Here is a 19,833-nt window from a genome sequence, read left to right as displayed (position 1 = left end):
ACGGCAGGACAGGGCCGCCCGGGCACCGCTGGTCCGTCAGTCCTTGGCGCGGGCGGGGAGCCGCCAGCCCGGACGGACGAAGTGGCAGGTGTATCCCTCGGGATAGCGCTCCAGGTAGTCCTGGTGCTCGGGCTCGGCCTCCCAGAAGGGGCCGACCGGCTCCACCTCCGTGACGACCTTGCCCGGCCACAGCCCCGAGGCCTCGACGTCGGCGATGGTGTCCTCCGCCGTCGCCTTCTGCTCCGCGTCCACGTAGTAGATCGCCGAGCGGTAGCTGAGGCCGATGTCGTTGCCCTGGCGGTTCTTCGTCGTGGGGTCGTGTATCTGGAAGAAGAACTCCAGAAGCGCTCGGTAGTCGGTCTGCTCGGGGTCGTAGGTGATCTCGATCGCCTCGGCGTGCGTGCCGTGGTTGCGGTACGTGGCGTTCGGCACGTCTCCGCCCGTGTAGCCGACGCGGGTCGACAGCACCCCGGGAAGCCGCCGGATCAGGTCCTGCATGCCCCAGAAGCACCCACCTGCGAGAACGGCTCTCTGCGCCTGTCCAGTCATCTCGGTCCTCCGCGTGATGTCGTCGCTGCTACGCCTCAGCCCCAGCCTACGGCGACGGAACCGCGGGGTTTCGCCGACGGGATGCGCACCCCCTCGCACGAGCGCATGGTGGAGTCGTCCGTTGCCGGGACCGCGTCCGGCTCCGCGAGGCGGCTGCCGGCTGGTCGCGTTCCCCCTCCCCAGGCTCTGGTAGGTGATCAAGGTGGATGAGACCGTCCGGCAAGTGATCGTCGTCGGCTCCGGGCCGGCCGGCTACACCGCCGCGCTCTACTGCGCCCGCGCACTGCTGCGCCCGCTGGTGTTCGAGGGGTCCGTCTCCGCGGGCGGCGCGCTCATGAACACCACCGACGTGGAGAACTTCCCCGGGTTCCCCGAGGCGGTGCTGGGGCCGGATCTGATGGAGAGGATGAGAACGCAGGCGGAGCGGTTCGGCGCCGAGATGGTCCCCGACGACATCGTGGAGGCCCGGCTCGACCAGGACGTCAAGGAGGTCGTCGACAGCGCGGGAGTCGTCCACCGGGCCAAGGCGGTCGTCCTCGCCACCGGATCCAGCTACCGCGAGCTGGGGCTCGCCAACGAGAAGCGGCTGTCGGGGCGCGGGGTGAGCTGGTGCGCCACCTGCGACGGCTTCTTCTACCGCGACCAGGACGTCGTGGTCGTGGGCGGCGGCGACTCCGCGCTGGAGGAGGCCGACTTCCTCACGAAGTTCGCCCGCACCGTCACCGTGGTGCACCGCCGCGACCGGCTGCGCGCCTCGAAGATCATGCAGGAGCGGACACGACGCAACGAGAAGATCCGCTTCCTGTGGAACCACGAGGTGGTCGACGTCCTGGGCGAGGACAGGGTCACCGGTGTGCGCATCCGTGACGTGAACACCGGCCAGGACACCGACATGCCCGTGACCGGGGTGTTCATCGCCATCGGACACGATCCGCGGGTCGACCTGGTCCGGGACCAGGTCTCCCTGGACCACGCCGGATACGTGGCCGTGGAAGGCCGGTCCACGCGCACCAACCTCAACGGCGTGTTCGCCTGCGGCGACGTCGTCGACCACGACTACCGGCAGGCCGTCACCGCCGCCGGGACCGGCTGCGCGGCGGCCCTGGACGCCGAGCGGTACCTCACCGCGCTGGACGACTGCCTGTCCCCGGACGAGGCCCGCCTGGAGGCCGTGGCCGTGGCCGAGCTCGCGCACTGACCCCGGCGCCGCCGCTCTCGGGGTAGTGGGTGGCGCCCACCTGCGAATCTGGGGGCCGTCACCGATGGTGCCCCCGCCCCGGCACCTGCGAGCGTGGAGCCACGCCGCGCCCAGGGCCGCCGTACGGCTCCGCCTCGAGAGCGGTGGCCGGGCGTACGACGAAGGAGGACGTATCCACCCCTGTCCGTCCAGGAACGACCGACCCGGCGCGTGGCCGAAGGGGGTGACCCGTGGGACATGCTGACACCTTGCTCGCCATGGGCGGCGCCTTCCTGGCCGCCGCCTTCCTCGCCCGTCTCGGCGGCAGGATCGGACTGCCGACCATTCCGCTGTTCATGCTCGCCGGCATCCTGCTCGGCCCCCACACACCCGGCCTCGTCCTCGTCGAGGACGCGCACGACTTCGAGATGCTCTCCGCGCTCGGACTGGTCCTGCTGCTGTTCTACCTGGGCCTGGAGTTCCATCTCGACGACCTCAGGAACGGGGGGAAACGGCTGCTGACCGCGGGCGGTGTCTACCTCCTGCTGAACGTCGGTGCCGGACTCGGGTTCGGGTTCGCCCTGGGATGGGGCGTGCGGGAGGCGCTGGTGCTCGCCGGTGTCCTCGGGATCTCCTCGTCGGCGATCGTCACGAAGATCCTGATCGACCTGGGGCGGCTCGGCCGCCCGGAGACCCGCCTGATCCTGGGCGTCATCGTGGTGGAGGACATCTTCCTCGCCCTGTACCTGGCCGCCCTCCAGCCCGTCATCAGCGGTGCGCAAGGCGTCACCGAGATGGTCCTCCAAGGGGCCAAGGCGTTCGCGTTCCTGCTGGTGCTGGCCGCCGCCGCCCGCTACGGCACCCGGCTGGCCGGCCGGCTGATCGTCACCCGCGACAACGAGCTGCTGGTCATCAGCTTCCTGGGCGCGGCCGTCCTCGTCGCGGGCGTCTCCGAGGTGCTCGGTGTCGCCGATGCCATCGGCGCGTTCATGGTGGGCCTGATCCTGGCCGGCACACCTTCGGGGCCGCGCATCCGTGAGCTGGTGCATCCCTTGCGCGACGCCTTCGCGGCGATCTTCTTCTTCGCGTTCGGACTCGCCATCGACCCCGGCGACCTCGCGTCCGTCGCGGTGCCGGTCGCCGCCGCGGCGGCGCTGACCCTCTCCATGAACGTCGCGGCGGGGCTCCTGGTCGCCCGGCTGTACCGCTACGGCACCGACACCGCCGCCGAGATCGCCACGACGCTGGTGGCCCGGGGCGAGTTCGCTCTGATCCTGGCCGCGATGGCCGCCGGCGCGGGGCTCGACGCCCGTCTCGCGCCGTTCATCGCCGGATACGTCCTCGTCCTCGCCGTCCTCGGCCCCGTCGTCGCCGGACGCGCGCACCTGCTCGCCCATGCACTGCGGTCCGCGAGCGCCTTCGCGTCCGGCCGGGGGAGTGACACGGGCCCGCCGCGGGGCACGGCACCGCAGGACGACGGCGCGCCCCCGGCTCCCGCTCCGTCCGCCTCGTCGGCGCGGCCCGTCGAGGCCGAGCGCTGAGGGAAGACCCGGGACGGCACCCGCGGTCAGGGTTCGATCAGTCCGACGCGGATCGCGTACCGGGTGAGTTCGAGGCGGTCCTTCAGGCCGAGCTTCTGCAGCAGGTTGGCGCGGTGGCGTTCCACGGTCTTGGGGCTGATGACGAGCAGGTCGGCGATCTCCTGCGAGGTGTGGCCCTCGGCGACGAGCTTGAGGATCTCCTCCTCGCGGTGGGTGATCGCCTTGGCGGGCAGGGCGCGGCCCTCCCGGAGGCGGTCGAGGTAGTTGCGGATCAGGGCGTTGACGGCGCCCGGATAGAGGAACGATTCCCCACGCATCGTCGCGCGGCACGCTTCGACCAGGTCCCGGTCGGCGACGGACTTGAGGACGTAGCCGGACGCGCCGACGGCGAGGGCCTCGAAGAAGAACTGCTCGTTGTCGTACATGGTCAGGATGAGGATGCGCATGTCCGGCTGGATGCGGGACAGTTCACGGGCGGCCTGCAGACCGGTCAGGCGGGGCATGGCGATGTCGAGGATGGCCAGGTCGGGGTGGTGGGCCCGGGCCTGTTCCACCGCCTCGGCGCCGTTGTCGGCCTCGGCCACGACGGTGAGGTCGGGTTCGCCGTCGAGGATGAGACGGACCCCGCGCCGGACCAGGGCGTGGTCGTCGGCGAGCAGGATGCGGGTGGGGGCGGCTGCTTCAGGCATGGTCAACTGTTCCGGTCGGGGACGGTGAGGCGTACGTCGGTGCCGCCGCCGCGGCCCGGCTCCAGGGAGAGCCGGGCGCCGATGAGCAGGGCGCGTTCGCGCATGCCGCGGATGCCGGCGCCCTCGGGGGCGGCGCCGATGCCCCCTCCGTCGTCGTGGACGCGCAGTTCGACGCCCGAGGCGGTGCGTTGGAGGGTGAGCTCGGCGTGGCGGGCCCGGGCGTGGCGGGCGGTGTTGGTCAGTCCCTCCTGGGCGACGCGGTAGAGCACGAGTTCGGTGTCGCGGCCGAGCGGTGGCAGGTCCGGGTCCAGGTGATGCCTGACGGACAGCCCGGGATGGGTGAACTCGGTCGTCAGAGCCTTCAGCGCGGCGGTCAGGCCGAGTTCGGCCAGGACGCCGGGGCGCAGCCGGCGGGCGATCCGGCGGATCTCCTCCAGGCTGCCGCGGGTGGTCTCCTGCACCTGGCGCAGTTGCTCGCGCACCGCGGGCGGGGCATCGCCCGCGACGCGTGTGAGTTCGAGCAGCATGGCGGTGAGCGTCTGGCCCACCTCGTCGTGCAGTTCCTGGGAGACGCGGTGCCGTTCGGCCTCCTGGGCGGACAGGGCACGGGCGCTGCTGGTGGCGCGTTCCTCCTCCAGACGGTCGAGCATGGTGTGGAAGGCCGTGATCAGCTCCGCGATCTCCCCGTGGCCGCTGACCGCCGGACGGCGGCCGGGGCGCAGCAGGTCGGTGGTGGTCATGGCGCGGGTGAGGCGCTCCAGCGGGGCCAGCCCGATCCGCAGCAGGAGGGAGTTGGCGACGAGCATGGCGGCCAGGCCGCCGGTGAGGACCGCGGCCTCGGTGAGCAGGACGGGGGTGGACACGGTCACCGGGCCCAGCAGCAGGGCCGTGGCCGCGAGGAGCACGACGCCGTTCAGCAGGAAGATCCGCCAGTACAGGGGCACGACGTATCGCCTCCTCCTTCTGGTCCTGGCGGCCCGCCATGCTTCATCGTGAGGGGTGACCTCACGGTCCGCCATCCGTGGCGACACCCACCTTTCCGATGCGCAGCAGGCGTCGGCCCCGCCTCCCGTGGGGTCCCGCCGGTCCGGGGGATGGGGGACGGCGCCGATGGTGGGCGGGGGTCACCAGGCGGAAGCCTGGTGTGCGGACGAAGACCGCAGAGCCCGGGAGGGAGGCGCCGTGCCCCGGTACGACGACGAACGTCTGGTGGCTCTCGCCGCACGGTCCGAGCGTGACGATCCGCGCTTCACCCACGCACTGAGAACCGGCCGCCCCGTGCGGCCCCGCGAGTACCGGCGCACCCGGGCCTGGTGGACGGTCGGTGTCGCCCTGGCCGTGCTGGTGACCGGCGTGGTCGTGGCCGACGGGCTGCTCATCGCGGTGGGCCTGATCCTGGCCGGCTTCGGCGCCCAGCTGTTCGACCCCCACCGCACCCGCCCGGGACGGCGTCCCCGGCCGCCCCGTTGAGAACGGCGGCCCGGCGCTCGTCCCGGGGTGGCACCGCCCGCGGCCGCTTCCTGCAACGGGCGGCACCACCGGTTCCGGGGCGCGGGATCCGCGCGGCCGGTCCGCGCGACTCCCTGACGCGACCACCGTAGGCGGAGAAACCCCCGTACCGCGGGCCGGTCCCGCCCTGTCACGACTCCGTAAGACGCCCGGTGCCCCACACCCGTGTGCCGGTGCGTCGCACCCGCACCGCGCGCGACTTCCGCGAGACGCTGCCGTGGGCATCCCGCCCCGACCCCCTTCGCCCCCCTCCCGGAGTTCGCCATGGCAGCACCGTCCGCCCCGTCCACCGGGGACGGTCACCGCTTCGACGACCTGCGTGCCCTCTTCATCAACTGCACGCTGAAGCCCTCCCCCCAGCTCAGTCACACCCAGGGTCTGGTCGACAAGAGCCGGGCCGTCATGGACTCGGTGGGGGTGACCACGGAGGTCGTGCGGGCCGTCGACCACGACCTCGCGCCGGGCGTCTACCCCGACATGACCGAACACGGCTTCGCCACCGACGCCTGGCCGGCCCTGTACGAGCGGGTGCTGGCCGCCGACATCCTCGTGCTGGCCGGGCCCATCTGGCTGGGCGACAACAGCTCGGTCACCAAGAAGGTCGTCGAACGGCTGTACAGCTGCTCCAGCCTGCTGAACTCCCAGGGCCAGTACGCCTACTACGGACGCGTCGGCGGATGCCTGATCACCGGCAACGAGGACGGCGTCAAGCACTGCGCCATGAACGTCCTCTACAGCCTCCAGCACCTCGGCTACACCATCCCGCCGCAGGCCGACGCGGGCTGGATCGGCGCGGCAGGTCCCGGACCCTCTTACCTCGACCCCGGTTCCGGCGGCCCGGAGAACGACTTCACCAATCGCAACACCGTGTTCATGACCTGGAACCTGATGCACCTGGCGGCGATGATCAAACGCGCCGGGGGCATTCCCGCCCACGGCAACCAGCGCTCGGAGTGGGACGCCGGCTGCCGGCCGGGGGCGGACAACCCCGAGCACCGCTGAAGCCGTGGCGTAAGGATTTCGTCATCGGCTGCGCCGTACGGCGCGGCGGCCCGCTTCCGTTGAATGGGAGGGCAACAGACGAACTCCCAGGAGAAGAGGCGGAGATGGCGCGCGTGCGCGAGGTACTGACCCGGCCGTTGGTCGTCGCGGTACTGGTGGTGGCGACCGGCGGAGCCGGCTTCGGGCTCTACTGGTTCCAGCCGTGGAAGCTGTGGCAGGACACGACCGTCGACGAGGCCCTGCCAGGGGTCGTCACCTCCGAACCGTCCGCCGGGGCGCCCCCGGCCGGGTCCTCCGGGCAGCCCTCCCCGGCTCCCGGTCCGCGCACGCTCGCGAGCGGCGAGCTGATCAGTCACGAGCACGAGACGACGGGCACGGCGAAGCTCGTACGGCTGCCGGACGGGTCGCACGTCCTGCGGCTGGAGGACCTGGCGACCAGCAGCGGGCCTGACCTGCGGGTCTGGCTGACCGACGCGCCGGTGAAGCGGGGACCGGCCGGGTGGCGTGTCTTCGACGACGGCGCGTACGTCAGCCTCGGTGCGCTCAAGGGGAACAAGGGGAGCCAGAACTACGTCCTTCCCCCGGACGTCGACCCGGCGGGCTACAGCAGCGTGAGCATCTGGTGCGACCGCTTCGACGTCTCGTTCGGCGCCGCCGAGCTGGCTCGCGCCTGACGACGTCCGGGGGCCGGATCGGCCATCATGGCCGGGCGTGTCGTGACAGCGGCACGGGGCACTCGGGTGGGATGGGCGTTCCCCGGCAGCCCTGGGATCGAGCGGAAGGATGGGGCCGCGTGGACCAGCGGGCGGCAACCCCGGTCGGCAGCGCGAAGGAGACCGGCGGCATCGGTTCCGGCCCGGCCGGCACCGGCCGTGACCCGGCGGACGTGCGCCGCCGGATTCCGCGTACCGACGCGCTGCTGCGCGAGGCGCGCCTCGCGCAGGCGGCCGACCGGCTCGGGGCGGAGGTGGTCAAGACGGCCGTCCGCCGGGCCCAGGAGCGGGCGCGGGACGGCTCCGTGCCGCCGGAGGCCGTCGCGGACACGGCTCTCGCCCTGCTGCCGTCCACGGCCGGCGGGCTCCGGCCGGTCGTCAACGCCACCGGGGTGGTGCTGCACACCAACCTCGGCCGGGCGTCCCTGTCCGCGGCGGCCCGCCGGGCGGTGCAGGAGGCCGCCGGGCCCACCGACGTCGAACTGGACCTGCGCACCGGTGTGCGCGCCCGCCGCGGCCGGACGGCGCTCGCCGCACTGTGCGAGCGGGTGCCGTCGGCCGCCGCGGTGCACGTCGTCAACAACGGCGCCGCCGCTCTCGTCCTGGTGGCCACCGCGCTCGCCGGCGGCAAGGAGATCGTCATCAGCCGGGGCGAGATGGTGGAGATCGGGGACGGCTTCCGCCTGCCGGACCTGCTGGTGTCCACCGGGGCCCGGCTGCGGGAGGTGGGCACCACCAACCGCACCACCGTCGCCGACTACGCCGCCGCGGTCGGCCCGGAGACGGCCTTCGTGCTGAAGGTGCACCCCTCCAACTTCCGCATCACCGGCTTCACCCGCACCGCCGACGCCGGGCAGCTGACGGATCTCGGCGTCCCGGTGGTTGTCGACATCGGCTCCGGGCTGCTCCGGCCGCACCCCCTGCTGCCGGACGAGCCCGACGCCGAGTCCGAGCTGCGAGCCGGGGCGTCGCTGGTCACCGCGAGCGGCGACAAACTGCTCGGCGGACCGCAGTGCGGACTGCTCCTCGGTTCCGAGGACCTGGTGCGGAGCGTCTCCCGGCATCCGCTCGCCCGCGCGCTGCGCGTGGACAAGCTGACCCTGGCCGCCCTGGAGGCCACGCTGACCGGGCCCGAAACCCCGACCGCCGCCGCACTGGGCGCCACCTCGGCGAACCTCCTCGACCGTGCCGGGCGGCTCGCGACGGCCCTCGCGGCCCACGGCGTCGACGTCCGGGCGGTCGCGAGCACCGCGACGGTGGGGGGTGGCGGCGCCCCCGGTGTGACGTTGCCGAGCGCCGCGCTGTCGCTGCCCGAGCGGTACGCGGCCGCGCTGCGGACGGGCGCGGTCCCCGTGGTCGGGCGGCTGGAGGCGGGCCGCTGCCTGCTCGACCTGCGGGCGGTGCCGCCCGAGGACGACGAGCGGCTGGCCGAGGCCGTGCGCTCGGTCCCGGACCCGGCCACGGAAGGACGCGCGCGATGAAGGTGCTGGCCACCGCCGGGCACGTCGACCATGGCAAGTCCGCCCTCGTACGAGCGCTGACCGGGATGGAACCCGACCGCTTCGAGGAGGAACGGCGCCGGGGACTCACCCTCGACCTCGGCTTCGTGTGGACCCGCCCGGACCCGGACGGCACGAGCGCCACCGCAGGACCGGGCGGGGAACCCATCGCGTTCGTGGACGTACCCGGACACGAACGGTTCGTCGCCACCATGCTGGCCGGTGTCGGACCCGTGCCCGCCGTGCTGTTCGTCGTCGCCGCCGACCAGGGCTGGCAGCAGCAGTCGCAGGAGCACCTGGAGATCCTGGACGCCCTCGGCGTACGGCACGCCGTGCTCGCGGTGAGCCGCAGCGACCTCGCGGACCCCGAACCCGTGCGCGCGGACGCCGTCGCCCGCATGGCCGCGACCTCCCTCGGCCCCGTGCCGTCCGTCGCGGTGAGCGCGGTGACCGGCGCCGGACTGGACCGGCTGCGCCGGGAACTGGTCCGGCTGGGCCACGCGCTGCCCGTCCCGTCCGCCGCCGCGGACGTCCGGCTGTGGCTGGACCGCGCGTTCACCGTGCGCGGTCACGGCACGGTCGTCACCGGCACCCTGAGCGCGGGCACCCTCCGCGTCGGCGACCGGCTGATGCTGGGGGACGGCGCGACCACGCTCCGGGTGCGCGGACTGCAGTGCCTGCACGAGGACGTCGCCACCGTCAGCGGGGTGGCGCGCGTGGCGGTCAACGTGCACGGTGCCGCCGAGGGCCTTCTGCACCGCGGCCAGGTGCTGCTGACCCCGCAGCGCTGGCTGCTGACCGGCCTGGTCGACGTGCGGGTCGGCGGGGTGCCGCTGGACGACCTGCCCCGGGCGCTCACCCTGCACGTCGGGACCGCCGCGGTGCCGGTGACCGTGCGCCCGCTCGGCCCGGACACGGCCCGGCTGACCTTGGACCGCGCGCTTCCCCTGCGGGTCGGCGAGCGCGCCGTGCTGCGCGAACCGGGCGGCCGGCGCATCGCGTGCGCCGCGACCGTCCTCGACGTACGACCGCCCCGGCTGACCCGGCGCGGAGCGGCCCGGGCCAGGGCCGCCGAGCTCGCGGACATGACCGGACGACCGGACGGCGTGGCGGAGCTGCGGCGGCGCCGGCTGGTCCGCGGCTCCGAGCTGGCCGCGATGGGGGTGCCGGCGCCCGCCGCGCCGGTGGCCGGAGACTGGCTGGCCGACGCGGCCCACTGGACGGCACTGCGGGACCGCCTGGAGGCCGAGGTCGAACGCCATGCGGCCGAGCACCCGCTGGAGCCCGGCCTGCCCACCGAGGCGGCCCGTCGGCTGCTCGGCCTGCCCGACCGGGCCCTTGTCGACGCCCTCGTCGGCACGTCCGGGAAACTGCACGGCAGCCAGGGACGGCTGTACGGACCCGGGGACCTGCGGCCCACGCTGCCGCCGCCCGTCCGGTCGGCCGTCGAGGCCCTGCGGGAGGAGCTGGGGCGGGCGCCGTTCCGCGCCCCGGAGGCGGGCCGCCTCGCCGAGTTGGGGCTCACCCGCAAGACCCTGGCGGCAGCGGTCGCGGCGGGCGCGCTGCTGCGGGTCGGCGAAGGGATCGTGCTGCTGCCCGACGCGGACGTGCGCGCGGCCGCCGTACTGCGCCGCCTGCCGCAGCCGTTCACCCTGAGCGAGGCCCGTCGGGCCCTCGACACCACACGCCGGGTGGCCGTCCCGCTGCTGGAGTTCCTGGACGCCCGAGGGCACACGGAACGCGTGGACGATCAGCGCCGGCATTGCCGTACGGACGCGGGGAGCGGAGGCGGACGGGAATCGAACCCGCCTGCCCGAGATCCTCGGACACCTCGGTTTTGAAGACCGGGAGGGCCACCAGGCACCCACACGCCTCCATCGCCCGCCCAGGCTACCGGAGGGCCACACCGACGACCGGGAGGACCCGGCATGACCACCACACGTGAAACACCCGTGCGCCTCACCCAGTACGCCCATGGCGGCGGCTGTGCCTGCAAGATCCCACCCGGCGAACTGGAGGCCGTGCTCGGCGGGCTGGCCCGGCCGGCGACCGCGAGCGACGGCACCCTCCTGGTCGGGCTGGCCACCGGGGACGACGCGGCCGTCGTCGCCCTGCCCGCCGGAGGCGGTGCCTCGGCCGGGGCGGTGGTGTCCACGGCGGACTTCTTCACGCCCGTCGTGGACGACCCGTACGACTGGGGACGCATCGCCGCGGCCAACGCGCTCTCCGACGTGTACGCGATGGGCGGCCGTCCGCTCGTCGCCGTCAACCTCCTGGCGTGGCCGCGCGACGTCCTGTCCTTCGACCTGGCCCGCGAGGTGCTGCGCGGCGGGCTCGACATCGCCACCGAGGCGGGCTGTCACGTGGGCGGCGGACACAGCGTCGACGACCCCGAACCCAAGTACGGCATGGCCGTCACCGGCCTGGCCGATCCGGCGCGGCTGCTGCGCAACGACGCGGGCCGGCCGGGCACGCCGCTGTCGTTGACCAAGCCCCTGGGCCTGGGAGTGCTGAACAACCGGCACAAGGCCACCGGTGAGCGCTTCGAGCAGGCGGTGGCCACGATGGTGGCGCTCAACCGCGACGCGTCGGCCGCGGCCCTGGCGGCAGGCGCGACCTGCGCGACCGACGTGACCGGCTTCGGCTTCCTCGGGCACCTGCACAAGCTGGCCCGCGCCTCGGGCGTGACCGCGGTCGTCGACACCGCCGCCGTGCCCTATCTGGACGGGGCGTGGGAGGCGGTCCGGGACGGCTACGTCAGCGGCGGCACCCGGCGCAACCTGGAATGGGTCGCGCCGTTCACGGACTTCGGGAACGCGGACGACGACACGCGGCTGCTCCTGGCCGACGCGCAGACCTCGGGCGGTCTGCTGGTGGCCGGAGAGGTGCCCGGGGCACCGGTGGTGGGAGAACTCGTCCCGCTGCGGGAGCACTCCGTCGTCCTCGCCTGAGAACGGAGAACGGCGGACGGCGGACGGCAGAAGTGCCTCAGAGCTCCCTGCCCGTTCGCTCGTCGATGCCGGCCCGCGCCCGGTAGCCGCGCACCAACTCCACGGCGGCCGGGCCCCGGGGCCGGCGCCCCGGCCTGATGTCGACGGCGAACGCCTTGGTCTCCTGGATGTGCGTGTTCGGGTCGAGCGCCATGTGCACCAACTCGTTCGCGGCGTCCCCGGTGCTGTAGCCGTTCGTGCCCCAGTGGTACGGAAGGCCCACCTGGTGCAGCGGACGCCCGTGCACAATCAGGGGCGGCACGCGGTCCGTGACGAGCACGCGGGCCTCGATCACGCCCCGGGCACTGACGATCGTCGCCCAGCCGGTGTGCTCCAGGCCGCGCTCGGCGGCGAGCTCGGGGGAGACCTCGCAGAAGAACTCCGGTTGCAGCTCCGCCAGATACGGCTGCCACCGGGACATGCCGCCCGCCGTGTGGTGCTCGGTGAGCCGGTAGGTGGTGGTCACGTACGGGAACACGTCCGAGCCGGGCTCACCGCCGCTCGGCTGGTAGCGGTTGTCCGGGTGCGGCGGCAGCAGATGCCGAACCGGGTTGCGCTGCCGGCCGTACAGCAGGTTCGGGAACGGCGAGTCCTGCGGCTCGTAGTGCGTGGGCAGCGGGCCGTCGGTCAGCCCGGAGGGCACGTACAGCCAGGCCTTGCCGTCACCCTGCATCACGAACGGGTCGGTGCCCGACAGCCCCTCGGGACCGGTAGCGCCCTTCGGCGGCCGGTGGTCGGGGGACTTGTCCTTCTTGAAGTCGGCGATGTCGTGGCCGGTCCACTCGCCCCGCTGCGCGTCCCACCACACCAGCGCCTTGCGCTCGCTCCAGGGCCTGCCGTCGGGATCGGCCGAGGCGCGGTTGTAGAGGATGCGCCGGTTGGCGGGCCACGCCCAGCCCCACTCGTTCGCCACCCAGTTCTGCTCCTCGCCCGGCCTGCGGCGGGCGGCCTGGTTGACGCCGTCGGCGTAGACACCGCAGTAGATCCAGCAGCCGCAGGCCGTGGAGCCGTCGTCGCTCAACTGCTCGTACGAGGACAGCGGGTTGCCCTCGGCGTCATGGCCGTTGATCTCGGCGAGGACGGCCTCGGCGTCCGGCTCGGCGATCTCGCCCTTCGTCGGGTAGTCCCAGGCGAGGTCCAGCACGGGCCGGTCCATGGCGTCGGTGGAGGCGGCGAGCTTCTGCCGCACGAGCCGTCCGAGGTGATAGGTGAACCACAGGTCGCTGCGCGCCTCACCGGGCGGTTCCACGGCCTGGTGGTGCCACTGCAGCAGGCGCTGGGTGTTGGTGAAGCTGCCGTCCTTCTCGGTGTGCGCGGCGGCCGGCAGGAAGAACACCTCGGTACGGATGTCCTCGGTGCGCAGCTCACCCGTCTCGATCTCCGGTCCGTCCTGCCACCAGGTGGCCGACTCGATCAGGGAGAAGTCCCGCACGACGAGCCAGTCCAGGTTGGCCATGCCCAGCCGCTGCATCTTCCCGTCCGCCGACCCCACCGAGGGGTTCTCGCCCATCAGGAAGTAGCCCTTGCAGGTGCCGTCCAGCTGCGCCATGACCGTCTCGTAGGTGGAGTGCGAGCCGGTCAGCCGCGGCAGGTAGTCGAAGCAGAAGTCGTTCTCCGCGGTCGCGGCCTCGCCCCAGTACGCCTTGAGCAGGCTGACCAGGTACGACCGCATGTTGCCCCAGTAGCCCTTGCGGGCCGCGTCCGCCCGCACGAAGGCGTCCAGGTCCTGCTGGTGGTGGGCGTGCGGCATCGGGATGTAGCCGGGCAGCAGGTTGAACAGCGTCGGGATGTCCGTCGACCCCTGGATCGAGGCGTGCCCGCGCAGCGCGAGGATGCCGCCGCCGGGCCGGCCGATGTTGCCCAGCAGGCTCTGCAGCACGGCGGCCCCGCGGATGTACTGGACGCCCACCGTGTGCTGCGTCCAGCCGACCGCGTAGGCGAACGCGGTGGTGCGGTCCCGTCCGGAGTTCTCGGTGACCAGTTCGCACACCTGACGGAACAGGTGCTGCGGGACGCCGCAGATGGCCTCGACCATCTCCGGGGTGTAGCGGGCGTAGTGCCGCTTGAGGACCTGGAAGACGCAGCGCGGGTGCGAGAGCGTCTCGTCGCGTTCGGGTTCCTCCTCGCCCACGTCGGCGCCGCCCGCGCCGTGGGCCTCGCCGCGGGCCGCCTCCGTCACCGCGCTGCCGTCGCCGGTGCGCGCGGCGAACTCCTGGTCGCGCTCGCCCGACGCCGACTGGTACTCCGTACCGGCGTACTGCCAGGTGGTGTTGTCGTAGCTGCGGGTGTCGGGGTCGAGGCCGGAGAAGACGCCGTCGAGGTCCTCGGTGTCGCGGAAGTCCTCGCGCAGGACGACGGGACCGTTGGTGTACGCCACCACGTAGTCACGGAAGTACTTGTCGTTGCTCAGGACGTAGTTGATGATCCCGCCGAGGAAGGCGATGTCCGAGCCCGCGCGCAGCGGCACGTGGACGTCGGCCATCGCGCTGGTCCGGGTGAAGCGCGGGTCGACGTGGATCACCTTCGCGCCGCGGGCCTTCGCCTCCATCACCCACTGGAACCCGACCGGATGGCACTCGGCCATGTTCGAGCCCTGGATGACGATGCAGTCGGAGTTCTGCAGGTCCTGCTGGAAGGTGGTCGCGCCGCCGCGGCCGAACGTGGTTCCCAGACTGGGAACGGTGGAGGAGTGTCAAACACGCGCCTGGTTCTCGATCTGCACGGCACCCAGCGCGGTGAACAACTTCTTGATCAGGTAGTTCTCCTCGTTGTCCAGCGTGGCCCCGCCCAGGCTGGCGATGCCGAGCGTGCGCCGCGTGCGGGTCTCGTCGACCTCCCACTGCCAGCCCGCCCGGCGCGCCTCGATGACCCGGTCGGCGATCATGTCCATGGCCGTGTCGAGGTCGAGGCGTTCCCACGCGGTGCCGTACGGGCGCCGGTGGAGGACGTGGTGCTCGCGGGCGCCGCCGGTGGTCAGCTGGAGGCTCGCCGAGCCCTTGGGGCACAGCCGGCCGCGGGAGATGGGCGAGTCGGGGTCACCCTCGATCTGCGTGACCCGCTCGTCCTGGACGTACACGTTCTGGCCGCAGCCCACGGCGCAGTACGGGCAGATGGACTTGACCACGCGGTCCGCCGACGCCACCCGGGGAGCGAGCGTTGCGCTCCTGCCGCTCTTCGCGGCGGCACCGCGGCCCAGCGGGTCCGTGCCCTTCAGCTGGCGGTAGACCGGCCAGGAGTCGATCCATGTGCGCACGCCCATGTCTGTCCGCCCTTTCTCCGCCACCCTCCGCGCGGCCCATTTTCCCGCAACCGGGTCCGCGCGGCATCCGCTGCCCGACTACCGTGCGTGGCACCGCGCGGAGTACCCGGCGGAGCCACGCCGAAACGCTCAGCCGGGCCCGGGCCCGGGCCCGGGCCGGTGGCCGTCGGGCCGTGCGCGGGCCTCCAGCCGCTCCCGCTGCGGTACGACGGTGTACTTCGGGTCCTGGGCGGAGGCCACGCCCGCGTGGAACACGCCGAAGCGCAGGGCCGCCGAACCGGCCAGCAGGGCCGCGCCCGCCGCCGCGGCGAGCAGCCGGGCCCGCCCGCTCGCGTGGCCCCGGCCCTCCGTGTACGCCGCCAGCACGGCACCGCCCGCCGTGAGCACCTCGGCCGCGCGCAGCTGCCGGCGCTGCGCACCCTGCTCGTAGGGCTCGGCCGCCAGGCCCATACGGCGCTTCATCAGCCCGAAGGCGCCCAGTTCCAGACCGGCGCCCAGCACCGCCATCCGGCGCGCGGGCCCGGTCTCCCGCAGCGGCGCGCAGACCAGGGCGAACCCGGCCGCCGCGGTGGCCGCCGAACCCGCGAAGACGAACGGCATCTCCCGGTGGCCCTCGTGCCACGACGGCACCGCCGTGTCGGACAGCAGGACCGCCGTGTACGTCGCGACGGCCGGGCCGAGCGCCGCCGCGCCGCCCGTGGCGGCGGCACCGACGGTCCCGTGGCGGCGGGCGACATCGGTGGCGAGGGCGGCGAAGGTGAGCGGCGCGTAGCCCGCCAGCAGCCACGACCCCAGGTTCATCGGCGAGGTGGGCTTGAAGACGCGGAGCATGTTGAGGAAGCGGGCGGGGCGTCCCAGGTCGTGCACGAGCGCCACCAGGGACAGCGAGATCGCCCCGGACGCGCCCAGTTTCGCCGCGCGGGCCAGCGCCGGGCGACCGGTGGCCTGACCGCCGGCGGCCAGCAAGGAGGACGCTCCCGCGAGTCCGCCGAGGTAGAGGTAGCCCGCGATGTCCGGCGCCTTCCACGTCGGCTTGTTCAGGATCGGCTTGCCGTAGTACGAGGAGAACTCCGCCTCCGGCACCATCGCCTGCTCACCACGCCCACGGCGGCGGCGACGCCGCCCGGCCTGGGCCCCGGTGCGGGCGTCACGTCCGGGGCGCGCGCCGTCCGTCCCGTGCGGGGTGACGTCGGACCCGCTCGTCGGGGCCTGCGGGGGGAACGGCTCGTCCTGCTCTCCGTGCCGGACACCCCGTCCCGGCATCCAGGCGAATCGCCTCATCGCGGCCTCCGGGCGAAACTGACTGCGGCCAGCGCGGCGAGCGACGCGGCGGCCGCCGCCGCGTGCCGCCACATGGCGGGCAGATCACGGGTGGTGACGACGGGGTCGGGCGGCAGCCCGTAGACCTCCGGCTCGTCCAGCAGCAGGAAGAACGCCCCGTCGCCCCCGACGCCGTCCTGCGGGTCCTCGCCGTACAGGCGGGCGTCCGTGACCCCGGCCGCGTGCAGCTGCGTGACCCGGGCCGCCGCGCGCTCGCGCAGTTCGTCCAGGGGACCGAACTGGATGGAGTCGGTGGGGCACGCCTTGGCGCAGGCCGGTTCCATGCCGACGCCGAGGCGGTCGTAGCACATGGTGCACTTCCAGGCCCGGCCGTCCTCCTTGCGCTGGTCGATGACGCCGTACGGACAGGCCGGGATGCAGTAGCCGCAGCCGTTGCAGATGTCCTCCTGGACGACCACCGTGCCGAACTCGGTGCGGAACAGTGATCCGGTGGGGCACACGTCGAGGCACGCCGCGTGCGTGCAGTGCTTGCACACGTCCGAGGACATCAGCCAGCGCAGTTCGGTACGTCCGTCGGGCGCGACGGGGGAGACAGGAGCGGGTGCGGGAGCGGGAGCGGGAGCGGCGCCCAGATTCGTGGCGGCCGTGAAGACGTCGACGTCCTCGTGGCCGATGCCTGGTTCCTGCCCGACGAGCGGCTTGCGCTGCTCGATGAAGGCGACGTGCCGCCAGGTGCTGGCGCCGAGCCCTTCGGTGTTGTCGTAGGACATGCCGGTCAGCTGCAGGCCGTCCTCCGGGATGGCGTTCCACTCCTTGCACGCCACTTCGCACGCCTTGCAGCCGATGCACACCGAACTGTCGGTGAAGAAGCCCATGCGCGGCGGATGGTCGGGGTAACCGGCGGCCCCGGCCGGGTCGGGCCACTGACCGGCCGGCCGGCCGCCGTGGGCCGCGCCCTCGCCTGTCCCCGCACGTGCGGTGCCGTCCTCCGTCATGCCCGGAACCTCCTCGCTCACCACTCGTCGGCCCCCTGTGGCCGAACGCCTTCCCGAGGCGGTGCTCACTGCTCACGGAACCGGCGCAGCACCCGCGGCCCGGGTGCCCACGGCGGTGACACCCCACGCACGAAAGTGTCCGCGTGTTCGTCACCACCGGCCGGAGCGAGTCGTGCCGCCGCGCCCGTCCCCCCTCCAGCAGACGCCCTGTCCCGGGTGTCCGCAGCCCGGGCGGGCCCGTTCGCGGCGCGAAGGCCCGGCGGCGGCCCCGCCGCCGGGGTCGCGGGCCTGGCCGCCAGTCAGGCGGCGAACGCGTCCACGCCTGTCAGTTCGGCGGACAGGGCCCACAGGCGGGCGGCCTGCTCGGGATCCGTGGCCCACTCCTTGACGCCCACCCGTGCACCGTCCGCCGGGGCGGGTCCGGCGATGTCGCAGTCCTCCAGGTAGACGCCGCCCATGCCGTCCAGCTGGGGCGAGGTCGCCGCCCAGACCTGCGTCGCCGCGCCCTGCTGCGGCGTCTTGAACGCCTCGGGGTGGAGCACGTCGCCGTCCTCGTCGATCCAGCCCCGCTCGACCATCTCCTGCTTCGCCAGATGCCGCTGAAGGGGGGTGAGGATGCCGCCGGGGTGCAGCGAGAAGGCCCGCACGCCCCGCTCCCGGCCGAGCCGGTCGAGATGCACGGCGAACAGGGCGTTCGCCGTCTTGGCCTGGCCGTACGCCTCCCACTTGTCGTAGCCGCTCCGCCAGTGGACGTCGTCCCAGTGGACGGGGGAGCGATGGTGACCGGACGAGGAGACCGCGACGACGCGGGCGCCGCCCGGCTCGATCGCCGGCCAGAGGCGGTTGACGAGGGCGAAGTGACCGAGGTGGTTGGTGGCGAACTGCGCCTCCCAGCCCGGTCCCACCCGCGTCTCCGGGCAGGCCATGACCGCGGCGCTGTCGATGACCATGTCAAGGCTCCGGCCCGAGGCGAGGAACCGCTCGGCGAACGCGCGCACGCTGTCCAGGTCGGCGAGGTCCAGTTCGTCCACCTCGACGCCGTCGATCCCGGCCAGGTTCTCCCGAGCCGCGTCGACCCGGCGGGCCGGGACGACGACCCGGGCGCCTGCCTTGGCGAGCGCCCGCGTCGTCTCGACGCCGATGCCCGAGTAGCCGCCGGTCACCAGGGCGAGCCGCCCCGTGAGGTCGATCCCCGTCAGGACGTCGTCGGCGGTGCTCCGGGCGCCGAACCCGGAACCGAGCTTGTGCTGGGGTGTGGTGCTGTGGTTCATGAATCCACGCTACGAATTCGAGCGCTCTCGAAGTCAAACGTGGTCCCGGTCAAACGTGGTCCCGGTCGGACCGTGGCCACACGTAGGGCAGATCGTCCGGTACCCCGGGGAACGCGTCCGCGTACGACTCCGGGTCCTTGCGCACGAGCGCGGAGCGGTGACTGAGGTGGAAGGCGGCGTCGCCCAGCCAGGGCGGCAGCTCCCCGGCGGCGGCGAGCGCGGCCTGGTCCCGCACGGGGGTGCCCGGACGGGACGCACCGAGGCCCGCGACGAGCGAGGCGGCACAGCTGTCCTGGTGCCCCTGCTCGCGCCACACCCGGCAGACCTCCAGGCCGTAGCGGACCAGCGCCTCCTCGTACCCGTGCCACATGCGCACCGCCGGGTGCCTGCGCCAGCCGTACCCCGGCACGGTCAGGCCCCGCAGCACCTGGAGCGCCTCGACCCGCTGCTTGCCCAGACGGCGACGGTCGAGCAGCAACGCGGAACGGCGGAAGTCCGGATCGGGCAGGAACGTCTGCATGAGCGCCGTCCTGACGTGGGGGAGGTGCGGATGCGCCGCCGCCTTCGGGCGGTCCGGCCGGCCTCGGGGGCGGCGCACCACCATTCTCACGCGGGCGGGTCGGCACCGCCCGGATCGTTGGGGTGGGGCTCCAGCTCGGTGACGACAGCGGTCATCCAGGGCCACAACGGCAGCGTGCCGAGGACGTCCCGCCGCAGTTCCGCCTCGTCGGCGGCGCGCCAGACGCCGATGCTGCGCCGCTCCCCGACGGGGCGCCACAGCCGTACCAGGTGCCCGCCGGCCGCCAGTTCCCCGGCACGTGCGGACTCCGCGGCCCGGACCCGGTCGACCTCCGCCGGGTCCGTGCCCTCCGGGACGGTGGTGGTGAGTTCGACGAGGAACTCTCGCATGGTCGTACTCCCTCTCGTGTGTGCGTCTCGGCGCCCGGGAAGGGAACGGGGACCGCCGTGCGCGGCCCCCGTCGCGGTGCCTCAGTCCTGGGGAGCGGTCCGGGACACGTGGTACTGACGTATCTTCCAGTCGTTCTCGTCGCGCCGCAGGACCAGCGACAGGTGCACCTTCGCCTCCCACCCCGCCGGGTCGCTGAAGGTGACGTCGGCGAAGCCGCCCGCCACGCTCTCGCCGAGGGCGTAGGTGTGCAGAACCGTGACGTCGGCGCGCCGGTCCGGCGCGACCGCCGCGTAGTAGGACCGGACGCTGTCGCGGCCGACCGTGGGCACCGGCCCGAAGCCCTGGAAGAGCGCGTCGGGGGTGAACAGCTCGGCCATCACGTCCGGCCGGTGGTGGTCGAAGGCGTCCTTCCAGCGGGTGAGGACGTCGTGCATGGGGTGGCTCATGG

General features: G+C 73.4%; 17 protein-coding genes, 1 tRNA gene and 1 pseudogene. 8 read left to right on the top strand and 11 right to left on the bottom strand.

Features of this window, described 5'->3' with window-relative positions; translation table 11 throughout:
* Positions 1–36: 36 nt before the first annotated feature.
* Positions 37–549 (bottom strand): peptide-methionine (S)-S-oxide reductase MsrA, encoded by a 513-nt coding sequence (gene msrA, locus ACZ7LV_RS17815; RefSeq protein ID WP_471940316.1) that lies wholly within the window; start codon positions 547–549, stop codon positions 37–39.
* A gap of 193 nt (positions 550–742) precedes the next feature.
* Here msrA and trxB point away from each other — a divergent pair, with 193 nt between their 5' ends.
* Both trxB and ACZ7LV_RS17805 read left to right on the top strand, forming a co-directional pair.
* Positions 743–1,747, top strand: coding sequence for a thioredoxin-disulfide reductase (gene trxB / locus ACZ7LV_RS17810; protein WP_471940315.1), 1,005 nt, complete (start codon positions 743–745; stop codon positions 1,745–1,747).
* Between the two features lie 230 nt (positions 1,748–1,977).
* Positions 1,978–3,267 (top strand): cation:proton antiporter, encoded by a 1,290-nt coding sequence (locus ACZ7LV_RS17805; protein WP_471940314.1) that lies wholly within the window; start codon positions 1,978–1,980, stop codon positions 3,265–3,267.
* 26 nt (positions 3,268–3,293) lie between these two features.
* On the opposite strand, the gene ACZ7LV_RS17800 is transcribed toward ACZ7LV_RS17805, so the two are convergent.
* Complete coding sequence (locus ACZ7LV_RS17800) at positions 3,294–3,956, bottom strand: response regulator (protein WP_401670488.1); 663 nt, start codon at positions 3,954–3,956, stop codon at positions 3,294–3,296.
* Between the two features lie 2 nt (positions 3,957–3,958).
* Positions 3,959–4,900, bottom strand: a complete 942-nt coding sequence (locus ACZ7LV_RS17795; protein WP_471940313.1) for a HAMP domain-containing sensor histidine kinase — start codon at positions 4,898–4,900, stop codon at positions 3,959–3,961.
* Between the two features lie 238 nt (positions 4,901–5,138).
* Between ACZ7LV_RS17795 and ACZ7LV_RS17790 the strand changes: the two genes are divergently transcribed.
* The 5 genes and pseudogenes from ACZ7LV_RS17790 to ACZ7LV_RS17770 all read left to right on the top strand — a co-directional run.
* The gene (locus tag ACZ7LV_RS17790) at positions 5,139–5,426 is read left to right on the top strand and encodes a DUF3040 domain-containing protein (RefSeq protein ID WP_471940311.1); all 288 of its coding nucleotides are present in this window, start codon (positions 5,139–5,141) and stop codon (positions 5,424–5,426) included.
* A 303-nt stretch (positions 5,427–5,729) separates the two neighbouring features.
* Entirely contained in the window at positions 5,730–6,467 is a 738-nt protein-coding gene (locus ACZ7LV_RS17785; protein WP_471940310.1) for a flavodoxin family protein, read from the top strand.
* Positions 6,468–6,571: 104 nt separating this feature from the next.
* Entirely contained in the window at positions 6,572–7,141 is a 570-nt protein-coding gene (locus tag ACZ7LV_RS17780) for a DM13 domain-containing protein (RefSeq protein WP_471940308.1), read from the top strand.
* A 170-nt stretch (positions 7,142–7,311) separates the two neighbouring features.
* Positions 7,312–8,661, top strand: coding sequence for an L-seryl-tRNA(Sec) selenium transferase (gene selA / locus ACZ7LV_RS17775; protein WP_471940494.1), 1,350 nt, complete (start codon positions 7,312–7,314; stop codon positions 8,659–8,661).
* Positions 8,658–10,427 (top strand): annotated as a pseudogene (locus ACZ7LV_RS17770) (SelB domain-containing protein); the annotation flags it as partial. The gene selA and the pseudogene ACZ7LV_RS17770, both read left to right, overlap by 4 nt.
* Before the next feature lie 35 nt (positions 10,428–10,462).
* Here the strand turns inward: ACZ7LV_RS17770 and ACZ7LV_RS17765 are convergent.
* Positions 10,463–10,555, bottom strand: a tRNA-Sec gene (locus tag ACZ7LV_RS17765).
* Positions 10,556–10,607: 52 nt separating this feature from the next.
* Here ACZ7LV_RS17765 and selD point away from each other — a divergent pair.
* Positions 10,608–11,630 (top strand): selenide, water dikinase SelD, encoded by a 1,023-nt coding sequence (gene selD / locus ACZ7LV_RS17760; protein ID WP_471940307.1) that lies wholly within the window; start codon positions 10,608–10,610, stop codon positions 11,628–11,630.
* Between the two features lie 37 nt (positions 11,631–11,667).
* Here selD and fdh read toward each other — a convergent pair whose 3' ends face one another.
* The 7 genes from fdh to ACZ7LV_RS17725 all read right to left on the bottom strand — a co-directional run bounded on the left by fdh (position 11,668) and on the right by ACZ7LV_RS17725 (position 19,831).
* Positions 11,668–14,928 (bottom strand): formate dehydrogenase, encoded by a 3,261-nt coding sequence (gene fdh / locus ACZ7LV_RS17755; protein WP_471940305.1) that lies wholly within the window; start codon positions 14,926–14,928, stop codon positions 11,668–11,670.
* Positions 14,929–15,057: 129 nt separating this feature from the next.
* On the bottom strand, positions 15,058–16,014 hold the full coding sequence (nrfD, locus tag ACZ7LV_RS17750) for an NrfD/PsrC family molybdoenzyme membrane anchor subunit (RefSeq protein ID WP_471940492.1): 957 nt from the start codon (positions 16,012–16,014) through the stop codon (positions 15,058–15,060).
* A gap of 191 nt (positions 16,015–16,205) precedes the next feature.
* The gene (locus tag ACZ7LV_RS17745; RefSeq protein WP_471940490.1) at positions 16,206–17,084 is read right to left on the bottom strand and encodes a 4Fe-4S dicluster domain-containing protein; all 879 of its coding nucleotides are present in this window, start codon (positions 17,082–17,084) and stop codon (positions 16,206–16,208) included.
* Between the two features lie 419 nt (positions 17,085–17,503).
* Positions 17,504–18,475: an SDR family NAD(P)-dependent oxidoreductase gene (locus ACZ7LV_RS17740; RefSeq protein ID WP_471940304.1), complete on the bottom strand. Its 972-nt coding sequence runs from the start codon at positions 18,473–18,475 to the stop codon at positions 17,504–17,506.
* Between the two features lie 49 nt (positions 18,476–18,524).
* Positions 18,525–18,995, bottom strand: coding sequence for an MSMEG_6728 family protein (locus tag ACZ7LV_RS17735; protein ID WP_471940302.1), 471 nt, complete (start codon positions 18,993–18,995; stop codon positions 18,525–18,527).
* Positions 18,996–19,081: 86 nt separating this feature from the next.
* Positions 19,082–19,384: a muconolactone Delta-isomerase family protein gene (locus ACZ7LV_RS17730; RefSeq protein ID WP_471940300.1), complete on the bottom strand. Its 303-nt coding sequence runs from the start codon at positions 19,382–19,384 to the stop codon at positions 19,082–19,084.
* An 81-nt stretch (positions 19,385–19,465) separates the two neighbouring features.
* Complete coding sequence (locus tag ACZ7LV_RS17725) at positions 19,466–19,831, bottom strand: YybH family protein (protein WP_471940299.1); 366 nt, start codon at positions 19,829–19,831, stop codon at positions 19,466–19,468.
* Positions 19,832–19,833: the final 2 nt, after the last annotated feature.

The organism is Streptomyces sp. NPDC107562 (genome assembly GCF_055657325.1).
The sequence above is the reverse complement of the archived record's forward strand: the minus strand, read 5'-3'. Positions and strand labels throughout refer to the sequence as shown.